12 protein-coding genes are annotated in these 16,242 nt (G+C 62.6%); 2 read left to right on the top strand and 10 right to left on the bottom strand.

The annotated features are described in order from the left end of the window. Nucleotides 1-45: 45 nt before the first annotated feature. The 7 genes from sufA to AC6CIG_RS08150 form a co-directional block, all read right to left on the bottom strand. Nucleotides 46-438, bottom strand: a complete 393-nt coding sequence (gene sufA, locus AC6CIG_RS08180; protein ID WP_437407682.1) for a Fe-S cluster assembly scaffold SufA — start codon at nucleotides 436-438, stop codon at nucleotides 46-48. 94 nt (nucleotides 439-532) lie between these two features. Beyond that, complete coding sequence (locus AC6CIG_RS08175) at nucleotides 533-913, bottom strand: SUF system Fe-S cluster assembly protein (RefSeq protein WP_018095041.1); 381 nt, start codon at nucleotides 911-913, stop codon at nucleotides 533-535. 10 nt (nucleotides 914-923) lie between these two features. Continuing rightward, nucleotides 924-2,168 carry a cysteine desulfurase gene (locus AC6CIG_RS08170; protein WP_498322609.1) on the bottom strand — a complete coding sequence of 415 codons (1,245 nt, stop codon included), beginning with the start codon at nucleotides 2,166-2,168 and terminating at the stop codon, nucleotides 924-926. A gap of 12 nt (nucleotides 2,169-2,180) precedes the next feature. Continuing rightward, nucleotides 2,181-3,458, bottom strand: coding sequence for a Fe-S cluster assembly protein SufD (sufD, locus tag AC6CIG_RS08165; RefSeq protein ID WP_018095043.1), 1,278 nt, complete (start codon nucleotides 3,456-3,458; stop codon nucleotides 2,181-2,183). A gap of 22 nt (nucleotides 3,459-3,480) precedes the next feature. Continuing rightward, nucleotides 3,481-4,236, bottom strand: a complete 756-nt coding sequence (gene sufC / locus AC6CIG_RS08160; RefSeq protein ID WP_003531483.1) for a Fe-S cluster assembly ATPase SufC — start codon at nucleotides 4,234-4,236, stop codon at nucleotides 3,481-3,483. 77 nt (nucleotides 4,237-4,313) lie between these two features. Then, on the bottom strand, nucleotides 4,314-5,783 hold the full coding sequence (sufB, locus tag AC6CIG_RS08155) for a Fe-S cluster assembly protein SufB (protein ID WP_003531481.1): 1,470 nt from the start codon (nucleotides 5,781-5,783) through the stop codon (nucleotides 4,314-4,316). 154 nt (nucleotides 5,784-5,937) lie between these two features. After that, nucleotides 5,938-7,104, bottom strand: a complete 1,167-nt coding sequence (locus tag AC6CIG_RS08150) for a cysteine desulfurase family protein (protein ID WP_437407681.1) — start codon at nucleotides 7,102-7,104, stop codon at nucleotides 5,938-5,940. A gap of 217 nt (nucleotides 7,105-7,321) precedes the next feature. Here AC6CIG_RS08150 and AC6CIG_RS08145 point away from each other — a divergent pair, with 217 nt between their 5' ends. Further along, on the top strand, nucleotides 7,322-7,999 hold the full coding sequence (locus AC6CIG_RS08145; protein ID WP_018095045.1) for an alpha/beta hydrolase: 678 nt from the start codon (nucleotides 7,322-7,324) through the stop codon (nucleotides 7,997-7,999). Nucleotides 8,000-8,777: 778 nt separating this feature from the next. Here AC6CIG_RS08145 and AC6CIG_RS08140 read toward each other — a convergent pair. After that, on the bottom strand, nucleotides 8,778-9,974 hold the full coding sequence (locus tag AC6CIG_RS08140) for a GGDEF domain-containing protein (RefSeq protein WP_437407680.1): 1,197 nt from the start codon (nucleotides 9,972-9,974) through the stop codon (nucleotides 8,778-8,780). 87 nt (nucleotides 9,975-10,061) lie between these two features. Continuing rightward, complete coding sequence (locus AC6CIG_RS08135) at nucleotides 10,062-11,210, bottom strand: anhydro-N-acetylmuramic acid kinase (protein WP_018095048.1); 1,149 nt, start codon at nucleotides 11,208-11,210, stop codon at nucleotides 10,062-10,064. 144 nt (nucleotides 11,211-11,354) lie between these two features. On the opposite strand from AC6CIG_RS08135, the gene tyrS reads away from it, so the two are divergent. Continuing rightward, nucleotides 11,355-12,608, top strand: a complete 1,254-nt coding sequence (tyrS, locus tag AC6CIG_RS08130; RefSeq protein WP_018095049.1) for a tyrosine--tRNA ligase — start codon at nucleotides 11,355-11,357, stop codon at nucleotides 12,606-12,608. A 50-nt stretch (nucleotides 12,609-12,658) separates the two neighbouring features. On the opposite strand, the gene AC6CIG_RS08125 is transcribed toward tyrS, so the two are convergent. Further along, nucleotides 12,659-16,075: a YhdP family protein gene (locus AC6CIG_RS08125; protein WP_437407679.1), complete on the bottom strand. Its 3,417-nt coding sequence runs from the start codon at nucleotides 16,073-16,075 to the stop codon at nucleotides 12,659-12,661. Nucleotides 16,076-16,242 lie beyond the last annotated feature (167 nt).

The following is a 16,242-nucleotide window of genomic DNA, read 5'->3' as shown; positions in this document are numbered from 1 at the left end:
AGAAGGCGGCCGGCAGGCTGGATGAGGGGCTGATAGGGTACGGAATCAGCTGGCGCGGACCACCACGTCGCCGCGCTCGGCAAGTGCCGCGAGATCGGCCGGCTTCAGTTCCACCGACTCGCCGCAGCCGCAGGCAGAAGTTTGATTAGGGTTGTTGAAGGTGAAGCCCGAGCGCAGCGTGGTGGTCTCGAAATCCATCTGCGTGCCCAGAAGGTAAAGCACGGCCTCTGGGGCCACCCAGACCTTCGCCCCCTGGTGCTCGACCAGGTCGTCCTTCGAATTGGGTTCGCTCACGAGATCGACGGCATATTCCATGCCGGCGCAACCGCCCTTCTTGATGCTGACGCGGATGCCTTTGGCCTCGCCTCCGGCATTTTCCACGATCGACCGGACCCGGCTGGCGGCGGCATCGGTCAGGCTCATAACGGCAAAGCCCATAGGCTCCATCTCCTTCGTATCGCCGGGGTAAAGGCCCGGCGCTTCCAGACTGAATGTAATGCCCGCGTGCCGACGGATCAATATCGGCAGGTGGTCAATACCAGCCGAGCGCAACCTGCGCCTCTTCCGACATGCGGTCAGGCGTCCACGGCGGATCGAAGGTCATCGACACTTCGACGCCCGAAACGCCCTCGACGGCGCCTACGGCATTTTCGACCCAGCCCGGCATCTCACCGGCAACGGGGCAGCCCGGCGCGGTCAGCGTCATGTCGATCTTCACCATACGGTCGTCTTCGATGTCGATCTTGTAGATGAGGCCGAGTTCGAAGATGTCCGCCGGTATTTCCGGGTCATAGACGGTTTTGAGCGCCGCGATGATGTCGTCGCTGAGGCGCGCCAGTTCCTCCGGCGGAATGGCCGAATGAACGATGCCTTCGCGGACGTCGACTTTTTCTTGTGTTTGCTCGAGACCCATGTCCGTCTCCCTAAGCGAAAAACTTGCGTGCGTGTTCCAGCGCGTCCGCCAGCGCATCGACCTCGGCCGTGGTGTTGTAGAGACCGAAGGACGCCCGGCATGTGGAGGTGACGCCGAACCGTTTCAAGAGCGGCTGCGCACAATGCGTTCCGGCCCGCACGGCAATGCCGGCACGGTCGATGACCATCGACACGTCATGGGCATGGATGCCGGCGATCTCGAAGGAAAAGATACTCCCCTTGCCGGGTGCGTCGCCGAAAACCCTCAGCGAATTGATCGAGGACAGGCGCTCGCGGGCATACGCCGTCAGGCTCGCCTCATGAGCCCTGATCGCCTCGCGGCCGACCTTCTCCATGTAATCGAGCGCATAGCCGAGCCCGATCGCCTGGACGATCGGCGGCGTACCGGCCTCGAAGCGATGCGGCGGATCGTTGTAGGTGACGCGGTCCTCGGTCACCTCCTCGATCATCTCGCCGCCACCCATGAAGGGGCGCATTTCCTTCAACCGTTCGGTCTTGCCATAGAGCACGCCGATGCCGGATGGACCGTAGAGCTTGTGACCGGTCATCACATACCAGTCGCAATCGATGTCCTGGACGTCGACGGGCATATGCACCGCACCCTGGCTGCCGTCGACAAGCACCGGAATGCCGCGCTCGCGGGCAATGGGGCAGATCTCCTTGACCGGAACCACGGTGCCCAGCGCGTTCGACATGTGCGTGATGGCGATGAGCTTCGTCCGCTCCGTCAGGCATTTGACGAAGTCCTCGATGTGGAACGCGCCGTCGTCGTCGATCGGCGCCCAGACGAGCTTCGCGCCCTGCCGCTCGCGAATAAAGTGCCAGGGAACGATATTGGAGTGATGCTCCATGATCGAGATGACGATCTCATCCCCCTCGCCGAGCTGCGGCATTCCATAGCCGTAGGCGACCGTGTTGATCGCCTCCGTCGAGGACTTGGTGAAGATGATGTTGTCGACCGACGGCGCATTCAGGAAACGGCGAACCTTTTCGCGCGCCTGTTCGTAGGCTTCCGTCGCGGCATTCGACAGGAAATGCAGGCCGCGATGGACGTTGGCGTATTCGTTGGAATAGGCATGGGCAACGGCGTCGATAACGAGTTGCGGCTTCTGCGCCGACGCGCCGTTGTCCAGATAGACGAGCGGCTTGCCATAGACCGTCCGGGAAAGGATCGGGAAATCCTTTCTGACCGCTTCGACGTCGTATGCCGCTACCGGCGGCGCAGGATGTTCCATGTCTCTATCCAATCAGGCGTGCTTTTCGAGCCAGGCCGCGACTATGCCTTCCAGCGCCTCGACCAGCGCCTCGTCGTCTTCCAGTTCCTCGACGATCTCGGCGACGAAAGCATTGACGAGCATGGCGCGCGCCTTGTTTTCCGGAATGCCGCGAGCGAGAAGGTAAAAGAGCTGCGTGTGATCGATATCGATGACCGTTGCACCGTGGCCGCACTGCACGTCATCTGCAAAGATTTCGAGTTCCGGCTTCGCAGAGAAATCGGCGTCGTCGGACAAGAGCAGCGTGTTGCACGACATTTTGGCGTCGGTCTTCTGCGCGTCCTGGGCGACCAGGATCTTGCCCTGAAACACGCCCTTCGCCCGATCGAAGACGACGTTGCGGATGATCTCGCTCGACGTCGTGTGCGGCACGTTGTGGCTCAGCGTGAACGTCAGATCCGTGTGGCTGTCCCCGCCGAGCAGGTTGATGCCGCGCAGCGTCAGGTCGGAGCCCTCGCCGCTCGCACGGCCATGCAGTTCCTGACGAACCAGCTTCCCGCCGGCGTTGATGACGAAGAGGTGCAGCTTCGCGTCCTTGCCGAGATCGAAGCGGATCTGGCCGAGATGCGTGTCCGCCGGACCCTGCTGCTGCAGGATGATCCAGATCACGTCGGCGCCGTCTGCGAGCGTCACGTCGCTTACCGAGGAAACGAAGCTCGGCTCCGCATTCGTCGAAAGATGACGTTCGATTACGGTCGCTTTCGCGCCGGCGCCGAAGGAGACAGGAAAGCGCGTATGCGCCTGACCATGACTCTGAACCACCTGGATTTCGATCGGAGCTTCGATCTGCGCGCCGGCGGCGACGGTGATTTCCAGTCCGCCGCGCACGAGGCCGCCATTGATCCGGCCGATCGCATCATCCGAGCCGAGCACTGAGAGCCCGGCTACCGCCGAGCCATCGAGCAGGCTCTCGGTATAGGAGCGCGCCGTCAGCTCTTCGGGAACGCTCTTGATATCCGCCTGGCCGTTGCGCACGGACAGAACGGACGAGCCCGGGACGACCGGCTCGACGCGTTCGGCAAACGCGGTCGGATCGGCCGCCGGCACCGCCCGCAGCAGCGTACGCAGGTCGGTATAGTGCCAGGCTTCGACGCGGCGCGTCGGCAGACCTGCCGTCTTCAACTCGTGGACCAGCGTGTCGCGAAGCGACAGCACGGAGCCGTCGCCCGGCAGATCACCGATCTGCGCCGTATAGGCATCGACGAGCGCCGTTTCGGCCGCCGTCATCTTGATGGCCTGTTGCATATTCATTCGAACACTCCTTCGACAGGCGTCAGGCTGCCGCCTCGATGATATCCGCGTAGCCGTTGGCCTCGAGTTCGTGCGCCAGCGTCTTGTCGCCGGACTTGATGACCTGGCCCTTGTAGAGCACGTGGACGGTGTCCGGAACGATGTAGTTGAGCAGGCGCTGGTAGTGCGTAATGACGACGACAGCGCGATCAGGCGAGCGCAGTGCGTTGACGCCATCGGCAACGATCTTCAGCGCATCGATGTCGAGGCCGGAGTCGGTCTCGTCGAGAACGCAGAGCTTCGGCTCGAGCAGAGCCATCTGCAGGATTTCCGCGCGCTTCTTCTCGCCGCCCGAGAAGCCGACATTGAGCGGACGGCGCAGCATTTCGGGCGCGATCTTCAGCTCGGCGGCAGCTTCCTTGACGCGGCGCATGAATTCCGGCGTCGTCAGTTCCTCTTCGCCGCGGTATTTGCGCTGTTCGTTCATCGCCACCTTCAGGAACTGCATGGTGGCGACACCCGGGATCTCGACCGGATACTGGAAGGCGAGGAAGATGCCCTTCGCGGCTCGCTCCGAAGCGTCGAGCTCCAGGATGCTTTCGCCGTTATAAAGAATGTCGCCTTCGGTCACTTCATAATCTTCGCGCCCCGACAGGATGTAGGAGAGCGTCGACTTGCCGGAACCGTTCGGCCCCATGATGGCCGCGACTTCGCCGGCCTTCACGGTCAGGTTCAGGCCGCGGATGATCTCTGTGCCGTCCTCGGCGATGCGTGCGTGCAGGTTCTTGATTTCAAGCATGTGTGTTCGTCCTCTTGGGAAACGAAATCTTCTATCGCGCACAAATTCCGTGCGCCGGTTCGGTATTCGGACGGGCCTTAGCCCACGGAGCCTTCGAGCGAGATGCCGATCAGCTTCTGTGCCTCGACGGCGAATTCCATCGGCAATTCCTGGATAACTTCCTTGACGAAGCCGTTGACGATCAGAGCGATCGCCGCCTCTTCCGGAATGCCGCGCTGCAGGCAGTAGAAAAGCTGGTCCTCGGAAATCTTGGACGTCGTCGCCTCGTGCTCGAACTGCGCAGTCGAATTCTTCGCCTCGATATAGGGCACCGTGTGCGCACCGCACCGATCGCCGATCAGAAGCGAATCGCACTGGGTGAAGTTGCGGGCGTTCTCGGCCTTGCGGTGCGCCGAGACCTGACCGCGATAGGTGTTTTCCGAAACGCCGGCTGCAATGCCCTTGGAGATGATGCGGCTCGACGTGTTCTTGCCGAGGTGGATCATCTTCGTGCCCGAGTCGATCTGCTGGTGACCATTGGAAACCGCGATCGAGTAGAACTCGCCACGCGAACCGTCGCCGCGCAGGATGCAGGACGGATATTTCCAGGTGATCGCCGACCCGGTCTCGACCTGGGTCCAGGAGATCTTCGAGTTCTTGCCGCGGCAATCGCCACGCTTGGTCACGAAATTATAGATGCCGCCCTTGCCCTGCTTGTCGCCAGGATACCAGTTCTGCACCGTCGAGTACTTGATTTCGGCATCGTCGAGCGCAATCAGTTCGACCACTGCCGCATGAAGCTGGTTCTCGTCGCGTTGCGGCGCCGTGCAGCCTTCGAGATAGGAGACGTAGGCGCCTTCGTCGGCGATGATGAGCGTACGCTCGAACTGGCCCGTGTTCTTCTCGTTGATGCGGAAATAGGTCGAAAGCTCCATCGGGCACCGCACGCCCTTCGGCACATAGACGAAGGAGCCGTCGGTGAAGACCGCGGAGTTCAGCGTCGCATAGAAGTTATCCGACTGCGGCACGACCGTACCGAGATACTTCCGCACGAGGTCCGGATGCTCCCGCATCGCCTCGGAGATCGACATGAAGATGACGCCGGCCTTCTTCAGCTCTTCCTTGAAGGTGGTGACGACGGAGACCGAATCGAACACCGCATCGACGGCGATCTTCGACTTCTCGACGCCGGCGAGAATCTCCTGTTCCTTCAGCGGAATGCCGAGCTTCTCGTAAACCTTGAGGAGTTCCGGGTCGACCTCGTCGAGCGACTTCGGCCCGGTCGTGCCCTTCGGCGCCGCGTAATAATGGATGTCGTTGAAGTCGATCTTCGGGTAGCGGACGCGCGCCCAGGTCGGCTCCTCCATGGTCTGCCAGCGGCGATAAGCCTCGAGGCGCCATTCGAGCATCCATTCCGGTTCGTTCTTCTTGGACGAGATCAGGCGGATGATATCCTCGGACAGCCCCTTCGGAGCAAGGTCCATCTCGATCGTCGTCTCGAAGCCGTATTTATACTGGTCCACGTCGATCTGGCGGACCTGATCAATGGTTTCCTGCACGGCAGGCATGTCGTTCTCCAATCTCGCCGGATCCAAGGTCCGGCAGCTTGTCAATACGATGCAAGTATTCGCGCACCGCTTATGTAATGGCTAAAAGGCGCTTTTCACCCCATTTGCCAAGCGGAAAATTGCTTTTCCGCAATTTCATTCAATGCTCTCCGCTTCACGCCGCCTGTCCGGCCGAGCGGCGCCGCGCCGCCACCTTCGCGAATGCTGCCGCGCAGCGCTCGATTTCCGCTTGCGTCGTCGCCTCGCCGATCGAAATCCTGAGCGCACCCTGGCGGGGATCGTAGCCCATGGCGGTCAGGACGTGACTTTGCCCGACCTTTCCGGACGAGCAGGCCGAGCCCGCCGACAAGGCGACGCCCTCGAGATCGAAAGCGATTTGCCCGGTCTCGGCTTTCAGCCCCGGAAGCGTGAAGAAGCAGGTATTTGCCAGGCGGGGCTCGTCGCGCCCGTGGATCACCACATCGGGGGCGCAGGACTGCATTTCCGCCTCGAGGCCGTCGCGCAGCGCGGCTATGGCGGCCATGCGCCCGTCGATATTCCCAGCCGCGGCGCGTGCTGCAGCCGCAAAGCCCGCAAGCGCGGCTGCATTCTCGGTCCCCGAACGATGGCCCCTCTCCTGTCCGCCGCCGCGAATCAGTGGAGAAGGCATCATGATCTCGCCGCGGGCGACGAGTGCGCCCGCTCCCTTGGGGCCGCCGATCTTGTGCGACGACAGGATCAGAAAGTCCGCGCCGAGCGATGAGATCGAAAGCGGCAGCCGGCCGGCCGCCTGGACCGCATCGACGACCAGGATACCGCCATGCGCGCGCACGATCGCCGCAACCTCGGCGACCGGCTGGATGATGCCGGTTTCGTTATTGGCAAGCATCACGGCCACCATCGGCAGACCGGTCTCACGGTCATGGGCCTGAAGCAGATCGTCGAGCGCTGCGCAGTCGACGATCCCGGCATTTGTCACCGGTATCTCGCAAACATCCTCGCGCGCGAAACGCCCGCCCTCGCGCACGGCCGGATGCTCGATCGCCGAAACATAGAGCTTGCCTGCCTTGAGCGGCGTGCGCCCCATGCGCAACTGCGGCGTCAGCACCATGTTCGCCGCTTCCGTCGCGCCGCTGGTAAAGACGACCGCTGCGGGTTGCGCGCCGCACAGAGTGGCAACATCGCGTCTGGCGCTCTCGACAAGAGCGCGCACCGCACGCCCTTCGCCGTGGACCGAAGAGGGATTGCCGAACTGATCGAGCGCGTACAGGAGCGCCTCGCGCGCTTCCGGCAGAAGCGGCGCCGTGGCGTTCCAGTCCATGTAGATGCGCGATCCCGACATCGATTCCTTCGCTAGGCTGCTGCGACCGCTTCGAACGGCCCGTTGCATTTTCCTTGAATTTTCCGCGCCGCTTGCCTTAAGAGACGAAGCTTATGCGGAGGTCCGCACCCAAGTTTTGAACGGTTCTAAAGTAGGTTCTAGAAAAGCTGACTGGTTTAGTCAAGACAGATCGGCACCAAGAACGACGGAATTGAACCAAAGCACTCCCGGAGAGCCAATGCCCGAAATCATTTTCAACGGACCGGCCGGTCGCCTTGAGGGCCGCTATCAGCCTTCGAAGCAGAAGAGCGCACCGATTGCGATCATCCTGCATCCGCACCCGCAGTTCGGCGGCACGATGAACAATCAGATCGTGTACCAGCTCTTCTACATGTTCCAGAAGCGCGGCTTCACCACCTTGCGCTTCAATTTCCGGGGCATCGGCCGCAGCCAGGGCGAATTCGACCATGGTGCCGGTGAGCTTTCCGATGCCGCGTCCGCGCTCGACTGGGTACAGAGCCTGCACCCCGATTCCAAGAGCTGCTGGGTCGCCGGCTACTCGTTCGGCGCCTGGATCGGCATGCAGCTGCTGATGCGGCGTCCGGAAATCGAGGGCTTCATGGCGGTGGCACCGCAGCCGAACATCTACGATTTCTCCTTCCTGGCGCCTTGCCCCTCTTCCGGTCTGATCATCAACGGCGATTCCGACAAGGTCGCGCCGGAAAAGGACGTCAATGGGCTCGTCGAGAAGCTCAAGACGCAGAAGGGTATCCTGATCACGCATAAGACGGTACCGGGCGCCAACCACTTCTTCAACGGCCAGGTCGAGACCCTCATGGCCGAATGCGAAGACTATCTCGACCGCCGGCTCAACGGCGAACTGGTACCCGAGCCCGCGGCAAAGCGCATCCGCTGAACCGCGCCATTCCATGAGGCAGCCCGGGAATCCCGCACGTTTCCCGGGCTGTCGCTTGCCGTGCGTCTAGTGCCTGTTGAGATTCATTTTGAGTTTATGACGGTGCGAGATGGATAATGGCGTTGAAGCTCGGGGTCGCTTTTGTCGGCACGCATGGCAATGCGCTTGAATTCCTTGAGTACCGAGCGTGCGCTTCTCATAAGACGCGCGGCGCTGTAGGAGGCGTATCGGAGGACTGCAATCTCTCCTTTTGCCTCATCGCTCGTCACAGGGATCCAGCAGCGCCGCGTCTGTGGCGCGGGAGGCGTTCTTTCAGCCCAAGGACTTGGTCTGGCTGGATTCCTGTGACAAGCACAGGAATGAGGGACCGGGAATGTGCGGCTCCTACAACTTTCGCTTGAGAATATGCGGGGGAATCGTCAACCTGTCACGCAATGAAAGGTTACGTCTACATGCTCGCCTCGAAGCGAAGCGGGGACGCTATACACGGGCGTGCCCGGGACCTGCCGTGTCGCCTCGCTATTTTCACGGTTGAGGGAAACACGCCAAGGGGCCGCACCCTCTCTACCCTCATCCCTGTGCTCGTCACAGGGATCCAGCAGCGCCGCGTCTGCGGCGCGGGAAGCGTTCTTTCAGCCCAAGGACTTGGTCTGGCTGGATTCCTGTGACAAGCACAGGAATGAGGAAATCAAACAAGACGCCGCGGGTGGCCCGAATCTCTACAGGCCTTAGTCTTTCGTTATCCCCTAGGCGAAGCTTCGTCGTAAGCAGTGGCGATCTAATGCCTGATCCACTGGGAAACAGCGGGGGTCACGACACGCGCGGACGGCTCTGCGGATTCGACACGGTTGCGCCCCGCGGCTTTCGCAGCGTACAGCGCCTTATCCGCCCTCTGTAGCGCCGTTTCCAGCGGCTCTCCCGGTTCGATCGCCGCCACACCGAAGCTTGCGGTGATCGTCGCCGTCTCCGGGAGCCCGGGGATAGGCGTTGAGGCGGTGGCGGCACGCATTCCCTGAGCAACGACACGCGCATCACTCAGGCCCACTCCGGGAAGAAACACCGCAAACTCCTCGCCGCCGAGGCGTGCCGCCGCGGCACGGCTGGGCATGAGTTCGAGAAGCACACGCGCGAACTGGCGGATTACCTCGTCGCCCGTGTGGTGGCCATAGGTGTCGTTGACGCCCTTGAACCGGTCGAGATCCGTAAGGATCAGCGCGCCCGGACCCTCGGCGTTGCGGGTCGGCAGCAAAGGGGCGACGCGCTCGATGAAGCCGCGCCGGTTCAGGAGACCCGAAAGGGCGTCGGTCTCGGAGCTGGCGCGTGCCTTGTCGACGATGTCCTTGACCATGACGCCCAACATCGCGACGCCGGTCCCGACGATCAGCGCGGCGCCGAACGCCTGCGAAATCAAGGCGAAGGGGCTCTGAAGATAGTCCGAAGCCGTGGCGCCCGCCCCCGCGGCGACGGCCGCATAGATCTTGACGAGGAAATGGAGCGCATTCATCGCGAGGAAGCTAATTAGGATCCAGTCCGCGTAGGAGCGGCGCCGGGAACGGATAACCGCGGCTGCGGTCCAGGCCTGGATGAGGAAGAACGGCGCCTGGTAGAAGAAGGCGTGCCGCAACGTTCCGCGCGGAAGATCGTAGATAAACAGATCGAGGATTACCGAAGCGGCGAAGAAAGCCGCAAGGGCCCACGGCTTTGACGGTACGCCATAAAAGAGCCCGAGGCCGAAACGCAGGAGACAAAAGCCGGCAAGGACACTTGCGAAAGCCCCGACGGCGAACAGCTTGGGTACAGGCGTAAACGGCAGAACGGCTTCACAAATCGCAGCCAGAGAAGCTATGGCAAATCCAGCGGCGCACCAGGCTGCCGGCCGCCCCGGACGGCGTTTCGCGGCGATGACGAGAAAAGCCGCCGCGAATATCTGGGCAATGACGAAATTCACCGCCAGAAGTGAAAGTGCACCACCCATCGAAGTTCCGAAAGTCCTTCCGCGGTCAACGAGCCCACGGCTCTCCGCTGTCGTGGCGTAGGTTAGCGAAGGCGCGCGAAGAAATCATTAAGCCGACTCGGCTTGTGCGGGTTTTGCGGCCTGCCGACCTCCGCTTACCGGGCGGCTGACGCCGGTCGTCCCCGGATAGGTCAAAGGCAATCCGTACCGCGATCTCACGGCGAGGTAGGCCCAGGCCTCCGCTTCCATCGAATCCCCGTTGAGACCCGCCGCTTCCGCGGCAAGCACGCGCGCGCCCTCCGCTTCCGCAAGCGCGCGAAGGTCGCTCATGATTACGGAATTCAGGCGGCCGCCGCCGCAGACAATGTAGGTTGCCGGACTTGCCGGAAGATGGCGTGCGGACCGGACGATGCCGGCAGCCGTCACATGAGCGAGGGTACGCGCGCCATCCTCGAGGCTGGCATCGCTTGCCGCCGGAGGCGCGAAGTCGTTACGGTCGAGCGAGCGGCGTTTCTCAGCACTGAAGAACGGGTGAGAAAGATAACGGTCGGCGAGTTCCGGCAGGACGCCGCCCTCGCTCGCGATCATGCCGCCCTGATCGTAGGGAATGCCGGCGTGAGCCTCTACCCACTGATCGATCAGCGTATTGCCGGGTCCGCTGTCATAAGCGACGATTTCTTCGCCTGCGCCTATGTAGGTGAGATTGGAAATGCCGCCGATATTGACGAAGACGACGGGAGTGGCGAACTCCCCGATCTCGGAGAGACCGCGCGCCAGGGCGGCGTGATAGGCGGGAATGAGTGGCGCGCCCTGGCCTCCATGGGCCATGTCATTGGCCCGCATGTCATAGACCACGTCGAGCCCGGTCTCCCGCGCCAGCAGATCGCCATCGCCAAGCTGTACCGTCAACGCTTGGTCAGGGCGATGCAGGACGGTTTGACCGTGAAAACCTATTACATCAACATTATCGGGTAAAATATTGTTTTCCTGAAGAAACATCCGGACGGCCACTGCGTGCCGCAACGTCAGGTCGCGCTCAAGGTCTGCGAGAGTACCCGGCCGCTCTTCTCGTTTGACAATCGACCGGGCATCTTCGAGGCCCTGTTTCAGGCGCTCCCGGAACTGCGGATCATAGGCATATCCGGCGGACGGGCCGCGATCGACGATGGTGTCACCGTCCGTTCGCACGACTGCGATATCTATGCCGTCCATGCTCGTGCCGCTCATCAGGCCGATCGCCGCCAATACCTTGCCCATGCATTATCCTCCGCCGAACGCGCGCCGCTTCCTACCCGCGTCTGCGTTCATAGCAAAACACCCGCCAAGCAAAAACGTGCACTTTCGAAGAAACAGTGATAAAGGCCCGGCGCACACGTTCTACCCAGCCGAAAGAGACAGGTTATGTCCGAGTTCAAGTCCGATTTCCTTCATACTCTCAGCGAACGCGGTTTCATCCATCAGACATCGGATGATGCCGGCCTCGACCAGCTGTTCCGGACGGAAACCGTGACCGCCTATATCGGCTTCGACCCCACGGCTGCGAGCCTGCACGCCGGCGGGCTCATCCAGATCATGATGCTGCACTGGCTGCAGGCGACCGGACACCGTCCTATTTCGCTGATGGGCGGCGGCACGGGCATGGTCGGCGACCCGTCCTTCAAGGACGAGGCGCGGCAATTGATGACGCCCGAAACGATCGCCGCCAACATAGCGAGCATCAAAACGGTCTTTTCGAACTACCTGAGATACGGCGACGGCCCCAAGGACGCGCTGATGATCAACAATGCCGACTGGCTGCTCGGCATCAACTACCTCGAATTTCTGCGCGACGTCGGCCGGCATTTCTCGGTGAACCGCATGCTGTCTTTCGACAGCGTCAAGATGCGGCTCGAGCGCGAGCAGTCGCTGTCCTTCCTTGAATTCAACTACATGATCCTGCAGGCCTACGACTTCGTCGAGCTTTACGAGCGCACCGGATGCCGGCTCCAGATGGGCGGTTCGGATCAGTGGGGCAACATCGTCAATGGCATCGATCTCGGCCACCGGATGGGAACGCCGCAGCTCTACGCCCTCACCTCGCCGCTGCTGACCACTGCCTCCGGCGCGAAAATGGGCAAGTCCTTGAGCGGTGCCGTCTGGCTCAATCCGGATATGCTCGGACCCTACGAGTTCTGGCAGTACTGGCGAAACACCGAGGACGCCGACGTCGCCCGTTTCCTCAAGCTCTACACGACGCTGCCGATGGCCGAAATCGACCGGCTGTCGAAGCTCGGCGGTTCCGAGATCAACGAGGTCAAAAAGGTTCTGGCAACCGAGGTCACCGCCATGCTGCACGGGCGGGCGGCGGCGGAACAGGCCGCCGAGACGGCGCGCAAGACCTTCGAGGAAGGTGCGCTTGCCGAGAACCTGCCCTCGGTCGAGGTCCCGGCTCCCGAACTCGAATCGGGGCTTGGCCTGCTGACGCTTCTGGTCCGCGCCGGTCTGGCCGCTTCGAACGGCGAGGCGCGCCGCCATGTTCAGGGCGGCGCCGTCCGGATCAATGACGATCAGGTCAGCGACGAACGCCGCATCATCGGAAGCGGCGACGTGACCGGCGACGGCGTCATCAAGCTCTCGCTCGGCAAGAAGAAGCACCTGCTCGTTCGGCCCGTGTGAGCGGGTGACAAGGCAATGGGAACCTGAGGCCGGCCGCAGCGCCGGCCTTTTTATTGAAACTCGAAAATGTTGCGGAAGACGCCCGGCGCTATGATCGACAGCGGGTTGATCGTCAGATTCGGCTGGCTGAACGGACCGGTGAGTTTGAACGTGATGCCGAGCAGACCGCGGTCACGGCCATTTCCGAGCAGGACACCGATCAGCGGCAGCTCGCCGAAGAGCCGGTTCAATCCATAGGCCGGCATGAACGTTCCCGTCATGTCCATGCGGCCGTTGGAGTCGCGGACCGTACCCTGGAACGTCGCGCCGACGTCGACGCCGCGGACGACCCCGCTGCCGACGCGGATCGCGCCCTGATCCAGCAGGAGTTGCGCGTAACCGCGCTCGAACTGAGCCGTACTCACATCGATATCGCGCCTGACCGCCTCATTGAGGCTGCGCCCGTCCTGCCCCGCCGGCGTCGAGACCATCGATTGCAGCCTCTGCTCCCCGACGAGCGAGAACTTGCGGATATCCACGGTCCCACGCCAGGAATTGGCGCCGCGATCACGCAGTCGCAGATTGAGGAGGCCGCCGCGCATATTGCGATAGATATCGATGAAGCGCGCGAAAGCCCCGGCATCGCTTGTCGTCAGTTCCAGTGTGTTGTCCGCCCCGGCCTTCACCAGTCTGGCGACGACGGCCTGACCGCTTGCAGTCAACGCAGAAAGATCGACATCGTCGATCTGCTGACCGCGGCTCGAATAGGCCAGGTTTACATTCGAGAGCACTTCGCCGTTAAAGCCGGTAACCCGATCGAGCCGCGCATTGATCTTCACATTGCCCGAGCCTTTCGAGCCCGATCCGCTCTTCACGCGGGCGAGCGCCGGCCGGATGTCAGCCGCAGTGCCGGTCAGGTCCACCGAATAGCCTCCATTGCTGCGCCCGACCGTGACGGCGAAATCGTCTCCGCTTGCGAGCCGCACGTCGCGCAGCCGCGCCGCTGCAAGACCCGATTCGTCGACGCGCAATTCGCCGGTGCCGCCAAAACCCTCACCGGTGAGCCGGAGGTCGTTTATTTCCGTGGTGCTGCCGACGGGCCGGATTGTGAACGCCGCCTGTGCGGCGATGCCCGCCCCCTTGCTCCAGCCGATCCAGGGAAGCGACAGGACGGCCTTGCCGAGGTCGGCCTTCACCGCCTGGCTGCCGTCTTCCGCAAGCGACACGTCGATGCCGACGGGCCCCTTGACGATGCCGGACAGCGCGGGGGCGATTTTCGCCCGCGCCGCATCGTCGAGCGTCCCCGAGATTTCTCGCGTTCTCGTCACACCGGCCGAGCCGTCCACCGGTTCGGTGAGCGCGACACGCATCTTCGCACCGTCGATGAGGGCATTCGCCTGAAGCACCGCACGCTCGTTGTCGATCCGCATCTTACCGTCGAGATTGGCGATCGATCGTCCCGCTATGGGCCGCTTTATCGTGACGTCCTCAAGCTGCATCTCCACCTGCCACAGCGGCGGCGGCGGCATCTGGTCGGATATGAGGCCAAACCGTGCGCCCACCAGTGCCGTCATCGGCCCGGCGAAATCCTCCGGCGCGAAGGGCGTCTTCTGAAGGGCCTGGATGGGCTTGTAGCGAACGAGCTCCGCTATGGCGTCCGCCTGTCCGGCGACCTCGATCTTCATTTCCGCCATCAGCGGCTTCTCATAGACGTCGGCGATAACGAAATCCCCCCCGTTCAAGGCGACGGACCGCCCGGACGGGAAAAAGGCGGCGCCCTTCCGGACCGCAACGGACATGCGCTCGCCGCTCAGGCTGAAGTGCCCGGCCGTGTCGCGCAGCGGCGGGATCTCGCCGGCGATGTTGATGCGCGTCTCGTCGATGGCGAAGTTGATGTTGAGCTCCTTTTCGTCGAGCCTCAACTCACCGCCGCTGCTGGCGATGCGCCCCTCTGGTATCGAGACCTCGATGCGTGCATCGCTCACCGTCCCGCCGAAGAGATTGCCGATCGCCCAGCGGCGAGCCCCCTTCGCGAGCCACCATGGCCATAGCTGCTTCACCGCCCGGGCATGCAGCCTGTCGCTGAGTGCGGCGAAACTGATCCTTGGCGACGTCTTGCCGAAGGCGACCGAGAGCGAGCCCGCCATCGAACCGAGCGGGCTCGATATTGCCAGCTGATCGAAGATCAGCCGGTGCGCGTCGGACTCGAATCGGCCGCTCGCCTTGGCGTCAAATGCAAGCGGCCGCTCCTGAATGTCTTCGGGATCGGAACTGGCGTTCTTGAGCAGAAGATCGACCGCAAAGCCCTTGCGATCGGCGCCGGCGATCTTGTCGAGATCGATCAGGGCGCCGGTAAAAGGGAAGCTCGAACGGCCGATCCTGATCATCGACGACAGAATTTCGACGGAGGCCCGCTCGAAATCGTAGGAGAGGTTCAGGTCAGAGGAATTGAGAGTCGAGACGAGACCGCCGGCGTGGAAGGAGCCCTTGGAAGTCTTGACGGTTGCCGTAAGTGCAGGCTTCCTGCCGTCCGTCGCGCGAGACGCGTTGAGCATCACATCGGCGGTGGTCTCGATGCCGAAGGCCTCCTCCCTGGCCGATTTTCCGTGATAGAGGAACGGCGAAAGCGAGAGCGCGTCGAGGCGGGCCTCGAAGGCAGCAATGCGCCCATTTTTGCCGAGAGCCTTTGCCGTCAGCACCGACTCTGTCCCGTCGACCGCGATCGTACCGTCAACGCGCATCGAGCTGTCCGGATCGTGGCTGAATTCCAGCGTCCTGATATCGACGGGAACAACGCGCCCCCGGGCGCCGCTGACTTTCAGGCTGAAATCCGAGAGCACGACGGTCTGCGTCGCCCGCCCCGCGGTCAACCGTGACATCCGGTCGCCCTGCGCGAACAGCTCCTCAAGCGCGTTACCCACATCGGCGATGCGGATGGCGGTGAGATCGATCGGTTCGCCGCGCGGCAAGAGGCCGGTGTCGAGTTCGCCTCCCTCCGCTTCGAGCCTCGAGACGTCGATGCGGCCGGTCGCCAGCGCGAAGGGATCGAGGGCGATCGAGATCGCACCGAGCTTGGCGAGGTGCCGGCCCGAACCGCTCTCCTTCAGGGTAACGCCGCGCGCCTTGAGCGCAATTGCGCCGCCGCCCGTCAAGCGGATGACCGTGCTTTCGACATCGGCGCGGTAACCCTGGCCGAGCGCGGCGTTGAGCGCATTACGTGCCCGGGCATTCAACGGTCCGTCGACGACCCCGCTTTCTATGATGGCGACGAGCGAAGCAACGGCGATGAAGACAAGGAGGGAGCAGCACAGGAAAAGCCGTGCGCAGAAGCGCCACGCCCCGCCCGGGCGCGGCGTGTGCACGATGACCGGGTCGTGCGCCTGGGCCGAGGGCAACGCGTGCAGCGCGACGATGTCCTCTCTGCGAAAGTCGACTTTTTCGCCGCGGATTTCAGTCATCGGCCCGAGCGTCCGACCTGATCGCCCCATTGCGTGTTTCCCATCGGGCCGCTGCCACGTGAGCGATGGCCGGGTCTTTCATTCGCCCCATTTAGATCGATACTCGTCCAACCAAATCACCATGCTTCGTCTCTCGCCGGAGCGAGAAGACTAGCCATTTCCCCTTTCGCGCAAGATCGCTTATGGCATTGAGCCAG

The sequence above is a fragment of the Sinorhizobium sp. GQ132 genome (assembly GCF_059758575.1).
The sequence above is the reverse complement of the archived record's forward strand: the minus strand, read 5'-3'. Positions and strand labels throughout refer to the sequence as shown.